Annotated in this window: 16 protein-coding genes; 14 read left to right on the top strand and 2 right to left on the bottom strand. The window is 51.1% G+C overall.

Going from position 1 to position 17,757, the window contains the following annotated elements; all coding sequences use genetic code 11:
• Nucleotides 1–10 precede the first annotated feature (10 nt).
• From M2118_RS03865 to M2118_RS03820, 10 genes are all read left to right on the top strand, one after another.
• Nucleotides 11–1,768: an acetyl/propionyl/methylcrotonyl-CoA carboxylase subunit alpha gene (locus M2118_RS03865; RefSeq protein ID WP_280794622.1), complete on the top strand. Its 1,758-nt coding sequence runs from the start codon at nt 11–13 to the stop codon at nt 1,766–1,768.
• An 8-nt stretch (nt 1,769–1,776) separates the two neighbouring features.
• Entirely contained in the window at nt 1,777–2,658 is an 882-nt protein-coding gene (locus tag M2118_RS03860) for an HpcH/HpaI aldolase/citrate lyase family protein (RefSeq protein ID WP_280794621.1), read from the top strand.
• Entirely contained in the window at nt 2,600–3,139 is a 540-nt protein-coding gene (locus tag M2118_RS03855; protein WP_348519953.1) for a MaoC family dehydratase, read from the top strand. The genes M2118_RS03860 and M2118_RS03855 overlap by 59 nt, the downstream gene beginning before the upstream one ends.
• Nucleotides 3,126–3,890 carry an SDR family NAD(P)-dependent oxidoreductase gene (locus tag M2118_RS03850; RefSeq protein ID WP_280794619.1) on the top strand — a complete coding sequence of 255 codons (765 nt, stop codon included), beginning with the start codon at nt 3,126–3,128 and terminating at the stop codon, nt 3,888–3,890. Before M2118_RS03855 ends, M2118_RS03850 begins: the two co-directional genes overlap by 14 nt.
• 224 nt (nt 3,891–4,114) lie before the next feature.
• Nucleotides 4,115–5,215: a substrate-binding domain-containing protein gene (locus M2118_RS03845; RefSeq protein WP_280794618.1), complete on the top strand. Its 1,101-nt coding sequence runs from the start codon at nt 4,115–4,117 to the stop codon at nt 5,213–5,215.
• A 104-nt stretch (nt 5,216–5,319) separates the two neighbouring features.
• Nucleotides 5,320–7,734, top strand: a complete 2,415-nt coding sequence (locus M2118_RS03840; RefSeq protein ID WP_280794617.1) for an ATP-binding cassette domain-containing protein — start codon at nt 5,320–5,322, stop codon at nt 7,732–7,734.
• The gene (locus M2118_RS03835; RefSeq protein ID WP_280794616.1) at nt 7,734–8,768 is read left to right on the top strand and encodes an ABC transporter permease; all 1,035 of its coding nucleotides are present in this window, start codon (nt 7,734–7,736) and stop codon (nt 8,766–8,768) included. The genes M2118_RS03840 and M2118_RS03835 overlap by 1 nt, the downstream gene beginning before the upstream one ends.
• 19 nt (nt 8,769–8,787) lie before the next feature.
• Nucleotides 8,788–9,843 carry a zinc-dependent alcohol dehydrogenase family protein gene (locus tag M2118_RS03830; RefSeq protein ID WP_280794615.1) on the top strand — a complete coding sequence of 352 codons (1,056 nt, stop codon included), beginning with the start codon at nt 8,788–8,790 and terminating at the stop codon, nt 9,841–9,843.
• Nucleotides 9,844–9,858: 15 nt separating this feature from the next.
• Complete coding sequence (locus M2118_RS03825; protein ID WP_280794614.1) at nt 9,859–11,289, top strand: aldehyde dehydrogenase family protein; 1,431 nt, start codon at nt 9,859–9,861, stop codon at nt 11,287–11,289.
• A gap of 75 nt (nt 11,290–11,364) precedes the next feature.
• On the top strand, nt 11,365–12,108 hold the full coding sequence (locus M2118_RS03820; protein ID WP_280794613.1) for an SDR family oxidoreductase: 744 nt from the start codon (nt 11,365–11,367) through the stop codon (nt 12,106–12,108).
• 65 nt (nt 12,109–12,173) lie between these two features.
• Here M2118_RS03820 and M2118_RS03815 read toward each other — a convergent pair whose 3' ends face one another.
• Nucleotides 12,174–12,644, bottom strand: coding sequence for a MaoC/PaaZ C-terminal domain-containing protein (locus tag M2118_RS03815; protein WP_280794612.1), 471 nt, complete (start codon nt 12,642–12,644; stop codon nt 12,174–12,176).
• Between the two features lie 128 nt (nt 12,645–12,772).
• Here M2118_RS03815 and M2118_RS03810 point away from each other — a divergent pair, with 128 nt between their 5' ends.
• Both M2118_RS03810 and M2118_RS03805 read left to right on the top strand, forming a co-directional pair.
• The gene (locus tag M2118_RS03810; RefSeq protein ID WP_280794611.1) at nt 12,773–14,359 is read left to right on the top strand and encodes an acyl-CoA carboxylase subunit beta; all 1,587 of its coding nucleotides are present in this window, start codon (nt 12,773–12,775) and stop codon (nt 14,357–14,359) included.
• A 5-nt stretch (nt 14,360–14,364) separates the two neighbouring features.
• Nucleotides 14,365–14,679, top strand: coding sequence for an EthD family reductase (locus tag M2118_RS03805; protein ID WP_280794610.1), 315 nt, complete (start codon nt 14,365–14,367; stop codon nt 14,677–14,679).
• A 172-nt stretch (nt 14,680–14,851) separates the two neighbouring features.
• Here the strand turns inward: M2118_RS03805 and M2118_RS03800 are convergent, their stop codons facing one another.
• Complete coding sequence (locus M2118_RS03800; protein ID WP_280794609.1) at nt 14,852–15,454, bottom strand: biotin transporter BioY; 603 nt, start codon at nt 15,452–15,454, stop codon at nt 14,852–14,854.
• A gap of 297 nt (nt 15,455–15,751) precedes the next feature.
• On the opposite strand from M2118_RS03800, the gene M2118_RS03795 reads away from it, so the two are divergent.
• Together M2118_RS03795 and M2118_RS03790 are read left to right on the top strand one after the other, a co-directional pair.
• Nucleotides 15,752–17,032, top strand: a complete 1,281-nt coding sequence (locus M2118_RS03795) for a Mur ligase family protein (protein WP_280794608.1) — start codon at nt 15,752–15,754, stop codon at nt 17,030–17,032.
• Entirely contained in the window at nt 17,029–17,754 is a 726-nt protein-coding gene (locus tag M2118_RS03790; RefSeq protein WP_280794607.1) for a type 1 glutamine amidotransferase, read from the top strand. The genes M2118_RS03795 and M2118_RS03790 overlap by 4 nt, the downstream gene beginning before the upstream one ends.
• Nucleotides 17,755–17,757: the final 3 nt, after the last annotated feature.

Raw genomic sequence — 17,757 nt, 5'->3', positions numbered from 1 at the left:
CAGGTTCAGAATGTTTAAGAAGGTCCTTATCGCCAACCGTGGTGAAATTGCTGTTCGCATCATGCGAAGCGCGAAAGAACTCGGCATCACTAGTGTCGCTGTTTACTCTGACGCAGATGCTCAAGCACTTCATGTTCGAAGCGCAGATGAGACTGTCGCGCTAGGGGATGGTCCCGCGAAGGATAACTACCTTAATATCGAGAAAATAATTCAGGCCGCTAAAAAATCAGGTGCTGAAGCTATTCACCCGGGATATGGCTTCCTTTCCGAAAATGCAGAGTTTGCTGCAGCTGTCACAGCCGCAGGTATGAAATTTATTGGGCCTTCTGAACACGCAATTCGCACTATGGGGGAAAAGGTGGCAGCTCGTGCTGTTGCTGTAGAAGCTAATGTTCCCCTCGCACCTGGAACCAATCACGCTGTTTCTGGGGAGGCAGAGCTTCTAGAATTCGGTGAAAAGAATGGCTACCCCATTCTCATCAAGGCTTCAAATGGTGGTGGCGGTCGCGGAATGCGTCAGGCAAAGAGCGCTGACGAAGTAGCTGAGGCTTTTGCCTCTGCTGTACGCGAGGCAACTGCGGCCTTTGGAAGCGGAGATGTATTCGTCGAGCGATACCTCACTAACGCTCGCCACGTTGAAGTCCAGGTATTCGCAGACTCGCACGGAAACGCTGTGTTCTATGGTGATCGTGACTGCTCGGTGCAACGTCGCCACCAGAAACTTTTGGAAGAGGCACCCGCACCCTTCCTGAGCGAAGAGCTTAGAGAGCAAATGGGCGAGGCTGCCGTTCGTCTTGCACGTGAAGTTGCATACGAGGGTGCTGGAACTGTTGAGTTCCTCGTCGAGGACAACAAGTTCTACTTCCTCGAAATGAACACACGAATTCAAGTAGAGCACCCCGTCACAGAAATGGTTACCGGAGTTGATCTGGTTTCAGAGCAAATCCGAGTCGCAGCAGGTCTTCCTCTCAATCTTCCGACTTCGCTCACATCCGTCAATGGTGCTGCCGTTGAAGCGCGTATTAATGCAGAAGACGTCGCAGGCGGAAACTTCTTCCCCTCGCCGGGCCTGATTGAGAGCATCAGCGTCCCCGAGGGGAGCTCCATTCGTTGGGATTCTGGTTACCTCAGTGGTGACGAAGTTTCTCCAAACTACGACAGTCTTGTGGGCAAGTTAATCGTTCATGGGGCAAACCGTGCAGAGGCAATCAAGGGCCTTTATGACGCACTCGCCGCACTCAAGATTGAGGGAATTTCAACCACAATCCCCGCGGCTATGGCGGTACTCGACCACTCTGATTTCCAGTCCGGAGCCTTCTCGACGCTGTGGCTTGAAAGAAGTGTGACGCTTCCTGAGTCGGGTGAAGAATACGAAGGTGCACTCACCCGTCAAGAAGTAGAGGTAGGTGGCCGATTCTTCGTAATTCCTTTCATCGATGAGAACTTCGTTGGAGTTGCTTCGGCAGGAGCACAAACTGCCGCATCAGACTCTGCTGGTTCAGGACGAGGAAAGTCTCGCCGTTCCGGAGGGAAAGCAGCTGGAGCTCAAAGCGATGGCAAGGTGAAAGCACCGATGCAGGGAACGATAGTGAAAATGAACGTTGCTGTTGGAGACGCCGTTACTGAAGGAACCGTTCTCTTTGTTCTTGAGGCGATGAAGATGGAGAACCCGATTAAGGCTCCGTTTGATGGAACCGTCAAGGAAATCAATGTCGAACTCGGCTCCGCGATTGCCGCGAAGACTGTCCTTGCTGAGATTGAGGCTTAGGAGCTGTAATGAAGGCTGTTAGATCTGTACTCTTTGTTCCTGGACACAAGGCTGATTGGATTCTCAAAGCTTTAGCGTCGCAGGCAGATGCCATCATTATCGACCTCGAGGATTCGGTCCCTGAGGCTTCAAAGGCAGACGCACGGATCAACGCTAGGGAAGCAATTCAGGCAAACAACACTGATAAGACAGTGTTAGTTCGCCCAAATGCGCTTGATACTCAGCACTTTGGGAAAGATATTGAATCGGTCGCGGTTTCAGGATTAACTGCTTTACTTCTCCCAAAGCTTTTCTCGCGCGATGACATGATCCGATTCGATGCCTTGGTTACAGCAGCTGAAATCTTAAATGGCGTTGAACGAGGTTCAATCGAACTTGTCCCCACTCTAGAAACAGCCGCATCAGTAAATAAGGTAGACGAACTTCTCGATGCCCCCCGTGTGGGTGGAGTTATGGCTGCTGCAGCCAAAGATGCTGACATTTCCCGTGAGGTTGGTTTCAGTTGGACTGAAGAGGGTTTTGAAACCTTGTATCTCCGAAGCAAGGTTGTTGTCGCTGCGCGCAGCGCAGGAATTCAATGCATCTTGCTAGGCCTCTGGCAGGACGTACACAATCTCGATGGAATGCGTCGATTTGCACAAGCAAATTCTGGCCTTGGGTACAGCGGACAGGTTCTCATCCATCCTTCGCACGCTGAGATTGCGAACGAAGAGTATGGGCTTTCCGAAAAGCAAGCAGATTACTATCGCCGCCTCATCGCTGCATTTGAAGCTGGTGTAGCTGTCGGTAATGGTGCCGTCTCATTTGAGGGCGACCACATTGATTTAGCTCATGCAAATAACGCGCGTGATCTTCTCATCCAGTCCGGGCAATCCCTGGAATCTAACTAAACCTAGAAAGAAAACAATCATGTCCGGAATGTATTTTGAAGATTTCGTAGTTGGAGAAGAAATTCACCACGCAGTCACACGCACTGTGACGGAAACCGACAACCTCATGTTCACTACTTTGACCATGAATGTTCAGCCACTTCACCTTGATGAAGAATTTGCCTCCAAGAGCATGTACGGTCAGCGCATTGTGAACAGTATCTTTACTCTTGGACTTGCAACCGGTATCCCTGTTCAGGAAACCACGCTGGGAACCACGCTGGGTAACCTTGGTTTTAGAGACATTGAATTCCCCAAGCCTGTATTCATAGGCGACACGCTTCGTGTCTCGACTATTGCACTAGATAAGCGACTTTCTTCCTCACGCCCCAACACGGGCATTGTTGGAATCGAACACCGCACTTACAACCAGCGTGATGAGCTAGTTTGTGTTGTACGCCGTAGTGCTCTCATGATGTGTAAGGACTATGTCTCAAAGTAATCAACAAGCTGCCCCTAGGACTGTTCTAGTCACGGGAGCAGCCGGCGGTATGGCTGCCGGTATCAATCAAAAACTGATTGAGCAAGGGCACACAGTAATTTGTGCTGATTTGATTTTTGAGAAAGTCCAAGCCGAAGCAGTAAGGCTTAAATCACTCGAGGGAAATGCTTTCCCACTCGAGCTTGATGTCAGCAAAGTTGACTCGATACGAGCTGCCATGCAGCAGTTGAAAGACCAGTCACTGAACGTTGATGTGATTGTCAATGCTGCCGGGATACTCGATCGAAAATCTATGGCTGATCACGATGACGAATCTTTTCAGAACGTCATGCTTGTCAATCTCGTGGGCCCCTTTAACCTCATTCGTCTATTGAGCCCTGGAATGGTTTCACGAGGATGGGGCCGAATAATCAACATCTCCTCCATCGCAGCTAGGAACGGCTACCCGTTCCCAAGTTATGCCTCTTCAAAAGCAGGACTTTCGAACCTTACTCGCTCGTTAATCAATGATTTCTGGGGTACGGGGGTGACAGTTCACAACATTTGCCCGGGGCTAGTCAATACCCCTATGGCCGATCCTCACTTGATTGAGAACGCTGAAAAACGAATTCCTACTGGAGCAGCAGTTCAACCTGAAGAAATTGGCCAAGCGGTGGTTTTCCTCATGCAAGATGCAGCTGCAAGCCTCAATGGAAGTGATTTTGTGATGGATGGTGGCGTCACGAGTTACTTCCAGCTTTTCGAGCGCTGAAGCCAACTTTCTGCAATTTTTTCGCACTTTTGTATTGACATGCGTGTTTACTAATGAATAACATTTAGATAACAAACAAGCGTTCGTTATTTTATTTGGGAATTAATCCCTATAATAAAAATACAAGCGGTTGTTCGTTTGTTTCGGAGATAGAATCAGAATCGTCGGTGATTCGAATCGGGTGACTACTTCGAAGATCAACAAAAACAAAGGAGTTATTGTTCATGGCTAAGAATCGACTATTGCTGGCCGCAGCTGCTGTTGCTGCTTCCAGCGCGTTGCTTCTGAGTGGTTGTGCATCAACTGATGCAACAAGCACTGGAACTGCAACCGAAGAAGCCGGTAGCGCTGTCTACAACACCGGAAACATCAAGGACTTTTGTCCAGACACCCCAACCAAGGTTGGCTACGCAAAGGGTAGCAACAACACTTGGACCAAGACCGTTCTGGCAGAGCTGACAAAGGCTGCTGAACAGTGCTCAAACATCACTGAGGTTATCTTCACCGATGCAAAGGGCGATCAGCAGAAGGCAATTTCTGATGTTGACAGCCTCGTTGCTCAGGGCGTTCAGGTACTTATCGTTCAGCCCGAATTTGGCGCTGCACAGCTTCCTTCCATCCAGGCTGCAACTGACGCAGGCGTGAAGGTTGTATCCTTCATCTCTGACCCAGGTGGAACCCCTGGAACTGACTACGTAACCTTCGTGAACCACGATGTTAAGTACATCGGTGAGCAGCAGGCTGCTTTCTTCAACAAGGCTCTCAACGGCAAGGGAAAGATCGTATTCCTTGGTGGTACACCTGGTGCAGCATCTAGCGTTACCTTCTTCGACGCTTTCAAAGAAGCACTCAAGGCATACCCCGGCCTGAGCCTCGTTGAAGACAACTTCGTTGTAACCAACTGGGATCCAGGTGAGAAGAAGAAGGTTATGACCGCTCTTCTCGCTAAGTACGGACGTATCGACGGTGTCGTTTCTGACTACACCACCACCGACACTGGTGTTATCGATGCTTACACCGAAGCTGGCGTTGCACTTCCTGCACTAGCTGGTCAGGCATCTGCAAACGTAAACGGCTGCCAGTGGGAGAAGTCGAACTTCGCGTTCTTCACTCTCGATGGAACCACCACCACTGTTGAGATTGCTCTCCGCAAGGCACTTGCTGCATACGTCGGCAAGGACAACCCAGAGCCTTCTCGTCCACAGTTGCCTATCTTCATTGACACCACTTCGGGTAAGAACCCTAAGTGCAGCACCGTTCTTCCTCCAGACGCTGACCTCTCGTCAAGTCTGACCGAGGCTGAACTCAAGAAGATGCTCGGCTAATTCAGTAACAACTAAGAAATAACGAGGTATTACCAATGGCGGTAGAAGCTCTCCACGTAAACGACGTGTCAAAGAGTTATCCAGGTGTTCGGGCTCTCAGAAATGTGAGCTTGAACGTACTGGCTGGCGAAATCCACGGAGTTGTCGGAGAAAACGGAGCTGGAAAGTCCACCCTGATGGGTGTAATTTCTGGAACTGTTACTCCAGAGACAGGAGAAGTCCGAGTCTTCGGAGAGCTTCTACCGTCAGGTAATGCCTCGGCATCGCGTGACTTTGGAATCACCATCGTCCGTCAAGAACCAGCGCTTCTTCCAGACCTCACAATCGCCGAGAACATGTATCTCGGAATGCCCAAAGAAAAGCGCCCAAAGACTACCGAGCTCAACTCCTGGGCAACCAAGCAGCTCGCTGTTTGGGGAACAGACCTCAATCTCTCGCCTTCATTGCGAGTTGAGGATCTTCCACCAGAACACAGATTTATCGTTGAAATTGCTCGCGCACTCGCAGCGCAACCCAAGGTACTTATCCTTGATGAGCCAACTGAGCATCTCTCTGCCGAGGACGTAAATATCCTCTTCGGGCACATTCGCCGTCTTGCAAAAGAGGGCGTTGCGATTATTTACATTTCGCACCGTGTAGCTGAAGTTCGAGACATCGCTGAACGAGTGAGTGTTCTTCGCAACGGTGCTTCACGTGGTACCGAACTAGTGTCGAAACTTTCAGAGTCCGACATTGTCAACTTGATTGTGGGACGTGAACTTTCATCTACGTACCCTGCAAAGTATTCAGGCGACAAGAATGCAATACCCAACTTTGTCGTTAGTGGATTACACGGGGATAAGTTCAAAGATGTTTCGCTCGAGGTTCGTCCTGGTGAAGTAGTTGGCCTGGCTGGAATTGACGGTAACGGTCAACGCGAATTCCTTCGTGCTCTGGCCGGTCTTAACAAGTTCGCTGGAGTTGTAGAAATCAGCGGACAAGAAGTGAAGTATCGCTCCGCTGCTCAAGCTACAAAGCAAGGAATTGCTTACGTTGCAGCAGACCGTCACCGAGAGGGTGTTGTCTCAGGCCTAAGTGTCAAGGACAACATTGCGCTTCGTTCGCTCAAAAAATTCACATCGATGGGCCTCGTCTCCAACAAAAAAGAGAACTCCTCAGTTAGCTCATTGGTTAATGAGTTCAATGTAAAGACTCCAACAATTGCCGCATCTATTGCGACACTGTCGGGCGGTAACCAGCAAAAGGCAGTACTCGCAGGAGCTTTTGGATCGGGTCCATCTGTACTTCTTCTTGACGAACCTACTCAGGGAGTAGACGTTGGTGCGCGAAGCGAGATTTATACGCTCATACGTCAGCGAGCTGAAGAAACCGGCATGGCTGTAATCGTACTTTCGACAGATGCCAAGGAACTTGCAGGAATTGCGGACCGAGTCCTTGTCTTTTCCCGCGGAAAAGTTGTAAGTCAACTTGAGGGAAAGAAAGTCACTGAAGAAGAAATCATCGGTGAAGCCTTACGCTCGACAGCAGTCCGTGAAACTCAAGTAGTAACGCGATCTAAGCTTGTTCGCTGGCTGGGCGGTGACGCCGCACCTCTGGCAATTGTGGGGCTTGCGATTATTGCCCTTTCACTCATTACCCAAGTGGCAAACGGCTTCTTCTTGTCTCCGATGAGCATCCAAAGCATGCTTACCTTGCTTGTGCCACTTGGTTTGGTAGCTATGGCGCAGGCGATGGTGCTTCTTGTGGGAGGAATTGATCTTTCAGTCGGCCCACTAATGGGTTTGATAGTTGTCCTGGAGTCCTACCTCCTGATAGACGGCTCATCGATTGCGATGCAGGGATTCGGTTGGAGTCTTTTCGTAATCGTCCCAATAGTCGTCGGTTCAATCAACTGGGCTCTAGTTGACTTAGCAAAGATCAACCCAATGATTGCCACCCTAGTAACTTTCACAGGAGTTCAGGCAATCTCACTGATTCTTCGCCCAACACCGGGCGGTGTAATTGCACGTTCAATTACAAAGTCGATTACGACCAAGATTGGTCCAGTTCCAATCCTGTTCATAGTTGTCGTAATTCTTGCCCTCCTATTAACCTGGGCACTTCTTAAGACTCGCCAAGGAATTGTTCTACGAGCAACTGGGTCGGATGAAAATGTTGCAGCTCTCAACGCAATTAATCCAAAGAAAGTTCGCTATTTTGCCTACGTCGGCGCGAGCCTTCTGGCTGGTGTTGCTGCAGTAACTTTGATGGCTCAAATTGGATCCGGTAATGCCTCAGGTGGTACTAGTTACACCCTCGCAAGTATTAGCGCGGCAGTCATCGGTGGCGTCAGCCTTGCCGGTGCACGCGGTACATTCTTTGGCGCGATCATGGGTGGCGCACTTCTCCAAGTGGCCAACAGCGTAACAACATTCCTCGGGCTCTCTACTGAGTGGCAGTCGTTCCTTATGGGCGGTTTGACCTTGTTTGCCGTAGCTGCTTACTCATTGTTCCGTTCACTCAAGAAGGCGGGTCACTAATGTCTCAACAGAACACTCTCCGCAAGGGCTTCACTAGGCCTGCCTTTACTTCCATCGCGATTACGACAGTGATTTTGTTCGCAATTTGTGCAGTATTCGTGCCGAGTTCATTGGATCCCATATCTGTAGTTGGCATGATGCCGTTCGCCGCGGTCCTGGCAATTGCATCAATCGGTCAGACCTTGGTTATTCAGCAGAGAGGTATTGACCTCTCCGCTGCAGGTGTAATTAGCATCTCTGCAATGGGTTTTGGTGTGATGTACTCACGCTGGGGCATCGATCCGTTTACGGCTGTGTTGCTTTGTTTCGGAATTTCTGCAGTGGTGGGTCTTGCCAATGGCTTATTGGTTGCGCTTGTAGGAATTAGTCCGCTTGTAGCAACTCTTGCAATGAACACAATCCTCTTTGGATTTGTTCAGTTGATTACAGGTGGGGCCCCTGCCCAAGCACCAGAAGTATTTAGCCAGTTCGCGCAATCAGACATCTTTGGAATTTCCACACTCGTATGGATTGCAATCGTGACTGTACTTGTCATGGCACTGCTCACCTCGAAGACGGTATCTGGACGTCAGTTCATTGCGGCAGGCGCAAACCCTGCTGCAGCGCGGGTAAATGGAGTACGTACGAACTCCAGCGTAATTCTGGCTTATGTCACTGCTGCCTTGACCTACTCTTTTGCCGGGATGCTGCTTGCTAGCTACCTCCAAAACGTCGGCGTCCAGGTTGGTAATGGCTACATGCTCGCGGTTATTGCCACCGTCATTGTTGGTGGTACACCATTGGCTGGAGGCAAGGGAACCATCATAGGTTCAGCAATCGCAGCGCTCTTTATGTCTCAACTTGTTCAGATGGTTCTCACGATGGGAGCACCAACATCTGTCCAGATGCTCGTACAGGCTTTGACGATTGCTGTCGCGGCAACTCTTCAAGGTGTCTCGGGTAACTTCAAGTTCAAAGAGAAGAAAAAACCACTTCACCCCTCTCAAATCGTGACCACGGATACCGAATCAGTCGGCGTCCACCACATGCCCTAACTAGAAAAAGGAGACAACAATGAAAGCTTTAGTTCTCACAGAACTGGGTAAGGACCTGGAGATCCTCGATGTAGAGGAGCCCACAATTACCCCTGATGGCGCAATTATTCGCGTCAAGGCAAACGGCATTTGCCGAAGCGACTGGCACCTGTGGCAGGGTGACTGGGCATGGCTCGGTCTCGAACTCCCGCTTCCTCACGTCATGGGACACGAATTCTCAGGTGTTGTTGAAGCTGTTGGTTCAAACGTCACCCGTTACAAGGTTGGCGACCGGGTAATCGTCCCACACGCACACGGTTGTGGCGTTTGTGAATACTGTCTCAACGGTTACACCAATGTCTGCCAGAACGTCTCCTTTGCAGGAACCAACTACTGGGGCGGATACGGAGAACTTGTACTCGTTCCAGAAGCAGACCGTAACCTCGTAGCACTTCCTGAATCAGTTTCATTTGAAGCTGCTGCAGGCTTGAGTTGCCGCTTTATGACTGCTTGGCACGGCATTGTCGACCAGGTAGCAGTTCGCCCTGGAGAATGGGTTTTCGTCAACGGTTGCGGTGGATTGGGCCTTTCCGCAATTCACATTGCTCGCGCACTTGGCGCATCTGTAATTGCAGCTGACATCAACCCTGCGGCACTTGCGCTTGCTAAGGAGCAAGGTGCAATGCACGTCATCAACTCCAAAGAAGAGGACGTAGTAGCAAAGGTTCACGAACTCACTGGCGGCGGCGCACATGTTGCCGTTGATGCCCTCGGTATCAAGATCACTTGCCAGGCAGCAATTGGCAGTCTCCGTAAGCGTGGACGTTTATTGCAGGCGGGCCTCACCTCTGCTGCGGAAGAGGGCTACATTCCCATCCCAATCGACGCATTGGTTCTTCAGGAGCTCTCGATCGTGGGTGTTGCAAACATGCCTATCGCTCGCTTCCCTGACATGATGCGCATGGTCGAAAACGGTGTTATTGACCCCCAGGCCATGGTAACTAAAACCGTAAACCTCAAGGAAGCTGCAGACATCATGCAGAACATGGGTAGCTTCGCTAACCCAGGTGTCAGCGTCCTCACCGACTGGAACTAATAAAGGGAAACCACAATGAAGAAATATGAAAACCTCTACATCAACGGTGAATGGGTTCCTGCTCACGGTGAAAAGAAAATTGAAGTTGTTAACCCTGCGAACGAAGAAGCATTCGCAGTCGTTACCAGCGCAAGCTCTGAAGATGTCGAACGAGCAGTTGCGGCAGCCAAAGAGGCATTCAAGACATTCAGTCAAACTACTTTGGCAGAGCGTATTGAACTCCTCGAGAGGATCCTAAAGATCTACGAGCGTCGTCGTCAGGAGTTCTCAGATGCTCTCACCGAAGAGTTGGGTGCTCCAAAAACCCTTTCTGAAGGTGCACAGACTTGGCTTGGAATCGGTCACATTCAGGCGACCATTGATGCTCTTAAGTCGATGACTCTCGAGGAGAAGAAGGGTAACTCCACCATCGTGCGTGAGCCCGCTGGTGTTGCTGCGCTGATCACCCCATGGAACTGGCCTATCAACCAGGTCTTCACCAAGACCGCTTCAGCTCTCGCTGCAGGTTGCACGATGATCCTCAAGCCAAGCCAGGTCACACCAATTGACTCATTCCTCTTCACTGAAATTCTTGATGAGGCTGGAGTCCCCGCAGGTGTGTTCAACCTGGTTACGGGAGACGGTGTAGTTATTGGTCGACAGCTTTCCTTGCACCCAGATGTAGATGTGGTTTCCTTCACCGGTTCGACACGCGCGGGACGCGAAATTTCTCGTGACGCTGCTGAGACAATCAAGGTTGTTCACCTCGAACTCGGTGGAAAGTCTCCGAACATCATCCTTGACGATGCCGATCTTGAGAAGGCTGTTTCGACTGGTGTAACCATTTGTTACAGCAACGCTGGTCAATCCTGCAGTGTTGCGACTCGTATGCTCGTGCCTCGCTCCAAGCTGGCAGAAGTCAATGAGATCGCTAAGCGAACCGCTGAGGCGTTTGTCGTTGGTGACCCCACCAAGGATGAAACCACAATGGGTCCATTGGTAAACGCTCGTCAGTTCAAGTCTGTACAGGGATACATCCAGACTGGAATTGAAGAAGGCGGAGAACTCCTCACTGGTGGCGTCGGTCGTCCAGAAGGTCTCGCCAAGGGCTTCTACACAAAGCCAACGATTTTCACCAATGTTGACCCCAAGTCGACAATTGCCCAGGAAGAAATCTTCGGCCCAGTCCTCGTCATCATTCCTTTTGACAGTGAGGAAGAAGCAATCGAAATTGCTAATGATTCAATTTATGGACTTGCAGCGGTAGTTCAGTCAGCAGACAAGGACCGCGCAATCAAGGTTGCCTCCAAAATCCGTTCGGGACATGTCTACATCAACCACTACACGGATGATTACGTCAGCGTTCCATTCGGAGGTTGGAAGCAGTCTGGTACCGGATACGAACACGATGAGTGGGGTATCCGAGGCTTCCAGCTAGTCAAGGCAGTACTGGGAACTGCTGTCTAGACCTGAAATCGCCGATGGCGATGGCCCCGTGTAAAAGCGGGGCCATCGCCATTTGAAAGCTAATTGGAGAATTAAATGAACAGGCTTAGTGGAAAAATAGCGCTCATTTCTGGTGCAGCCAAAGGTATGGGTGCGAGCCACGCGAGAGCAATCGTTGCAGAGGGCGGATCTGTCGTTATTGGCGACGTCGATGAACAAAATGCTCTTGCCCTAGTTGAAGAGCTCGGCGAGAGGGCAGCTTTTGCGCGACTTGATGTTCAAGTAAATGAAGACTGGGATAACGCAGTCCAAACTGCACTAGATGCTTTTGGCGGTTTGAACGTATTAGTAAACAACGCTGGAATCTTGCGATCAGCAGACATCGTAGACATGCCTGATGCTGATTGGGATTTGGTAATGGGGATCAATCTCACTGGAGTGATGAGGGGAATGCGTGCTGCAATTCCCGCGCTCGTTAAGTCAGGCAATTCTTCGATCATCAATATTTCGTCTACGGCAGGGCTTAAGGCGTTCCCGGGCACGGCTGCTTACAACACTGCTAAATGGGGCATTCGTGGCCTTACGAAGACAGCAGCACTTGAGCTTGCGCACCAAGGGGTTCGAGTAAATTCCATTCACCCTGGAAACGTCAAGACGCCAATGATTGATGGCCTCTACATGGACTTCAAGCACGTTGCTCAGGGGCGTGCGGGAGAGCCAAGCGAGATCAGCAACCTCATCGTTTATCTAGCCAGTGACGAAAGCTCATTCTCAACTGGTAGCGAATTTGTTGCAGATGGTGGAGAGACAGCAGGGCTACCGAATCTGGCAGACCTGTAGTGACAAAAACAAATCTGCCCCCGGTTAAATATTAGACCGGGGGCAGATTTGTTCAAGAGAGGTCTTTATTTGCGCTTCATGAGGAAGCTGCTGGAGAAGGTCATCACGGTCTCTTCACGTTGATTGAGCACACGGTAATCAAACTTCCAAATTCCATTAGTGGGCTTTGAAGTCTCACGAGTTTCGACAAGTTCTGCGGTCGCACGAATTGTGTCTCCGATGAGTACTGGTGCAGTTGCTCGAACCGCATCAAGTCCCAACCAGGCAGCCACGTTGGTGAAATAGCCAGTTTGAGTCATCAAACCCAGTGCGCACGACAATGAAAGCGGGCCATGGCCAATTCGCTGACCAAAGGGAGTTTGTGCGGCATAGACCTCGTCTAAGTGGAGAGAGACGATGTCGCCAGTCAGTCCAGCCCAGGTAACGAGGTGGGCTTCAGAGATTGTTAGTCCTGGGCTCAAGATTAGGTCGCCGAGTTCAAGATCTTCCCAGAAGTAGTTGGGCTGAGTCTTTACTGATGAAAGCGTTGTGTCCACGATGGCTCTTTCCTCTGTATCCACATTGATGAGAGTTAGTTCTATGTGCAAAAAACAATTTCGTTGCAACTAAACTAATACTAGCGTACGCTCGTTCGTATAAAGCAATAGTTTTCTTGGAGGAAGTTATGTCGGCAAAAGACATCAAAGTGGATGAATCCGCGGCCGTAGATGCAGAAGTAGCGGACAAGACAGTCCACGATGTTCTCGCCGAGTACCTTGTAGAGGCTCGACTTGGTGGTTCAGAGAAGAACCGAACCAAAATCAAAGAGTCAGGCAAGATGCTTGTTCGTGAGCGCCTCGCTCACCTTTTCGACGACGAAGAGTACGTAGAAGACGGCCTCCTTGCTCGTTTCACTGAGGGCCTTCCCGGTGACGCAGTTGTTTGTGCTTATGGAAAAGTAGATGGCCGCCAGGTTTGTGTCATTGCAAATGACTACAGCGTAAAGGCTGGTACTTGGGGTAAGCGCACATTCGAAAAGATCACGTTTGCACAGGAAACCGCAACTGCTGCCGGTATCCCCATCATCTACTTGTTCGATTCAGCAGGTGCTCGTATTGATGAGCAGCTAGATAGCTTTGCTGGTCGTCACGCCTGGGGCAACATCTTCTATAACCAGGTACAAATTTCTGGTCGTGTACCTCAAGTTTGCGCATTGTTCGGACCCTCGCCTGCTGGTTCGGCATACGTTCCGGCGTTGTGTGATCTCACAGTCATGGTTCGAGGCCACGCAACTGCATATCTTGGATCTCCACGTCTTGCTGAAATGGTTACCGGCGAAAAAGTTACTTTGGAAGAAATGGGTGGAGCAGAAATGCACTGCACCGTTTCTGGCTTGGGTGATGTTCTCGTTGAAAATGACATCGAAGCGCTTGACGCAATTCGCGTCTGGTTGTCCTTCTTGCCTGCGAACTGGGAGCTGCCCGCACCCATGGCAGAAGCAAGCGAGCCACGTGAAGGACGAAAGCTAAGCGATATTGTTCCTCTTCGCGAAGCTGAAGTTTTTGACATGGAAGAGTTCATCGAATCCTTGGTTGATGAGGGCTCTTACTTCCCTTACAAAGAATTATTTGCTCCTGAAATGATCACTGCTTTTGCACGAATTAACGGCCAGCCAGTGGGCTTGGTAGCAAACCAGCCCATGCACATGGGTGGTGCAATTTTCCCGAACTCTTCGGACAAGGCAGCACGATTCATCTGGATTTGTAACGCATATAACGTTCCAATCATCTTCCTTGTTGACATCGCTGGATACATGATTGGTTCCGAAGTAGAGCGCCAAGGAATCATTCGTCATGGTGCAAAGATGATTTTCGCAGTGTCTGAGTGCCGCGTACCTCGTATTACGGTCCTTGTTCGTAAGGCTTACGGTGGTGGCTACCTAGCCATGTCTGGTGCACCAATGAACCCAGATGCAATCATCGCCTTGCCGACTGCTCGACCTGCATTGATGGGCCCAGATGCTGCTGTAAACGGCGTCTACTACAACCAAATCCACGCGATTGAAGACCCAGCAGAGCGCAAGGCATTTGTTGCAGAAAAGCAGGCAGAGTACGCAGAAGGAATTGACGTTTTCAAGATTGCTGATGCGAACGCTGTTGAAGCTGTAGTACCTACAGATGAATTGCGTGATGACCTAACTAAGCGCCTTTATCTTTACAAAAAGCGTAAGGCAGTCCCCGTCGAACGCCGTCAAGCAGTTACTCCTGTCTAATTCTAATGTTCAAGATAATTTCAAACCTGACTGCTCTTCCAGAGCTCACACGGGAAGAATTTATTGAACACTGGCAAGAGGTTCATAAGCCGTTGATTTTGGCATTGCCTGGGCTAATTGCCTACCGCCAAAGCCCTGCTATAGCCCACAAAAATAAGTGGCCTGCAAGTGGTTTAGCAGAGCTTTGGTTTGATTCCTTAGGGGATATCAAAACAGCTTTCGAAAGCTCTGCTGCGGACGCTATGAGAGAAGACGAAAAAGTACTTTTCTCGGATATCTCTTGGTACATCGTTGAAGAAGGGCCCATGCTCAAGCCTTGAACGCGAGTTCCTTGTGTGAGGATCCAGGCGTGATTACCTTTCATCACGGAAATACTTACCAAGGCTTCAGGAGTGCTAGCAACATCTAAATCGATTCCTCCATTTTGAGATAGATGTCACTTCTGGAAACAAGAAAACCCCCGACTAATGCCGGGGGTTTTCTTTATGTGAATTACTTGGTGCGAGTGGTGAGCTTCCATACGAGAGGAAGCAGTCCGCCTGCAGCAAGAGCCTTGATCAGGTCACCTGGAATGAAGGGGTAAAGACCGGCCTGGAGAGTTGCGGACAGGTCGTTGGGGTAACCAAGCTGACCGAGTGCAACAGAAAGCCAGGGCAGACCTACTGCGTAGATCACAGCGGTACCGGCAAGGAATGCACCGATGGTGCCCAGAACCTTACGGTCCCACTGCTTCTGTGCGAGCCAGCCCACGAGAGCTGCTGCCAGAACGAAACCGATCATGTAGCCACCGGTGGGGCCTGCAAGCTTGGCGAGACCAGCGCCGCCCTCAGCGAAGACAGGAAGACCTGCAACACCGAGACCGACATACAGAAGCATGGAGAGGGCACCGCGGAGTGAACCGAGGGTTGCGCCAACGAACAACACTGCGAAGGTCTGTCCCGTGATGGGCACAGGCCACATGGGGATAACCAGCTGTGCTGCGCCTGCGGTCAGAGCTGCACCAGCAGCAATTACAGCTAGATCTGCAGTCACGCTCTTTGCGACCCAACGGTCAACAAGTACTTCACGGGGTGAAGCTAAGGCAATAGAGGACAAGATGACTCCTGGTAGTTAAATGACGAACAAACGATTGTTAGTAATATGGTACGTCTATTTGGCACTAATTGATACTTTTTTATTCGGTTACTGTCTCAGCATCAGCGCGGTATCCGTAAATGTGGTCTGGGGAGACCTCACCAAAGAAATGGATTAAGGCATGTATATGCACAACTGGAAAAGTATTTTGCATTCCTGAAAAGGGGGTCTGCTATCAAAAAACCCCAGTAATTTACTAGAAAAACTGGATGCGCCTGTCAGCACACTGTTCTCATCATGAGCTTATAAAGTGGAGACGTGAATACGCCCCTGCGAACCCGTCTGGCGATTTTTGCGGGCAAACTCGCAGCCGCCGCTTCGAGGCTGGCTGGCCGGGGTGAAGGCATGATCATTGGCGGAACTGTCGCCCTGAAGCTTTCTCCTCACGCACTCGAAGATCTAGCTCAGGGTCGTGTTGCTGCGCTTGTCTCAGCAACCAACGGCAAGACCTCCACCACTCGCCTCCTGGCAACAGCCATGAGTCAGGGTGGTCCAATTGCTTCTCCTACTACCGGCGCCAATATGACCGAGGGTGCTGTCTGGGCTTTGGCCACCGGTGCGCCCGGTGCACAGGCAGTTCTGGAAGTCGACGAGGCATATCTGCCTCGCATTGTGAAAGAGACACAGCCGAAGGTTGTTCTCTTGGCTAACCTCAGTCGTGATCAGCTCGACCGCATGAGCGAAGTGGCGATGCTCGCGCGCAAGTGGCGCACCATGATCGAAGAGAACCCCGAGGTTCTGATCATTGCTAATGCCGATGACCCCATTGTGGTTTTTGCTGCCGAGAAGGCCAAAAAGATTGTCTGGGTTGCTGCCGGCCAGGCGTGGACTGCTGACTCGTCGGTGTGCCCAGAGTGTGGAACTCTGCTGACGCGTGACGAGAAGACCTGGAGCTGCTCGGGATGTGGTCGCACACGTCCAACTCCATCGTGGAACTTTGAGTGGAAAGCGACCAAGGGCAAGACGTCCGCAACTGCGGTGTCTCCTAGCGGTGAGAAGTTCGACCTTTCCAACTTGAACCTGCCTGGTCGCTTCAATGCCTCTAATGCCACTATGGCGTTGGCCGCCTGTAGTGAGTTGGGTTACAACCTGCCCAAGGCTGTGGAGCTCATGTCCACCGTCTCTGCCGTCTCCGGCCGTTACGCCATTGTTCAATCCGGTGCTCTCAAGGTTCGACTGCTCTTGGCCAAGAACCCTGCTGGCTGGAGCGAACTGCTCGACATCATGCCGCCAGCACCCACTCCCGTCATTGTCATGATCAATTCGAACCATGCAGATGGCCGCGATCCGTCGTGGTTGTGGGATGTCCCTTTTGAGCGTCTTGCCGGCCGCACGGTGATTGCTTCAGGTAACCGCAGGCGTGATCTGGCGGTGCGACTGCTGCATGCCGCTGTGGACTGCGTCGTGGTTGAGGACCCCTTCGCTCCAGATGCTGATCTGCCGGAGAGTGTTCGCAAGCTGGACGTGATTGACTGCGCTGCAACCTATACGGCATTCCAAAAGATACGCGTGGGAGCACTCGGGGAGGTGGACGCATGAGCAAGACGGTGAAGATTGCCTCCATCTATCCCACCTTGTTGGGCACCTATGGTGATGGTGGAAATGTGGCTGCTTTGCGCCACATTGCTGCACTGCACAGCATCACGGTGTCAGTTGACGAGATTTCTCCCGGCCAGAAGGTGCCTGCGAATGCGGACATCTATGTCTTAGGTGGTGGCGAAGACACCGCACAGTCAGCTGCAGCTGCTGCTTTGCATGCCAGCGGAGCGCTCGCCGAGGGTGTGAAAAACGGTGCAGCTGTTCTGTCTATTTGTGCCGGGTATCAAATTTTGGGCCACACTTTCTTGGACGCTGAGGGCAAGCCTTCTGCTGGCCTGGGATTGCTGGATGTCACTACGGATCGCTTAGAGAAGCGTGCTGTGGGTGAGCTCGTGGCACATCCTTTGTCGTCAGGCCCTGCCGGAATTTCTGCTGTGCTGACCGGTTATGAAAACCATGGTGGTTTCACTCATCTTGGCTCCGGTGTTGAACCTTTTGCGTCGGTCACCTCGGGAATTGGCAATGGAGATGGCACAACCGAGGGTGCCATCAACGGCAGAGTTATCGGCACCTACCTGCACGGACCCTGCTTGGTTCGAAACCCCCAGGTAGCTGAACAGCTTCTGAGCTGGGCTGTAGACCGCAAGCTTGAACATATTGTCGAGGCAGAAGTGGAGGCGCTCCGACGTGAGCGCCTGGACTTTGTGAGCAAGAGTAGGTAATCC

The organism is Aurantimicrobium minutum (assembly GCF_029892845.1).
GTDB lineage: Bacteria > Actinomycetota > Actinomycetes > Actinomycetales > Microbacteriaceae > Aurantimicrobium > Aurantimicrobium minutum_B.
The sequence above is the reverse complement of the archived record's forward strand: the minus strand, read 5'-3'. Positions and strand labels throughout refer to the sequence as shown.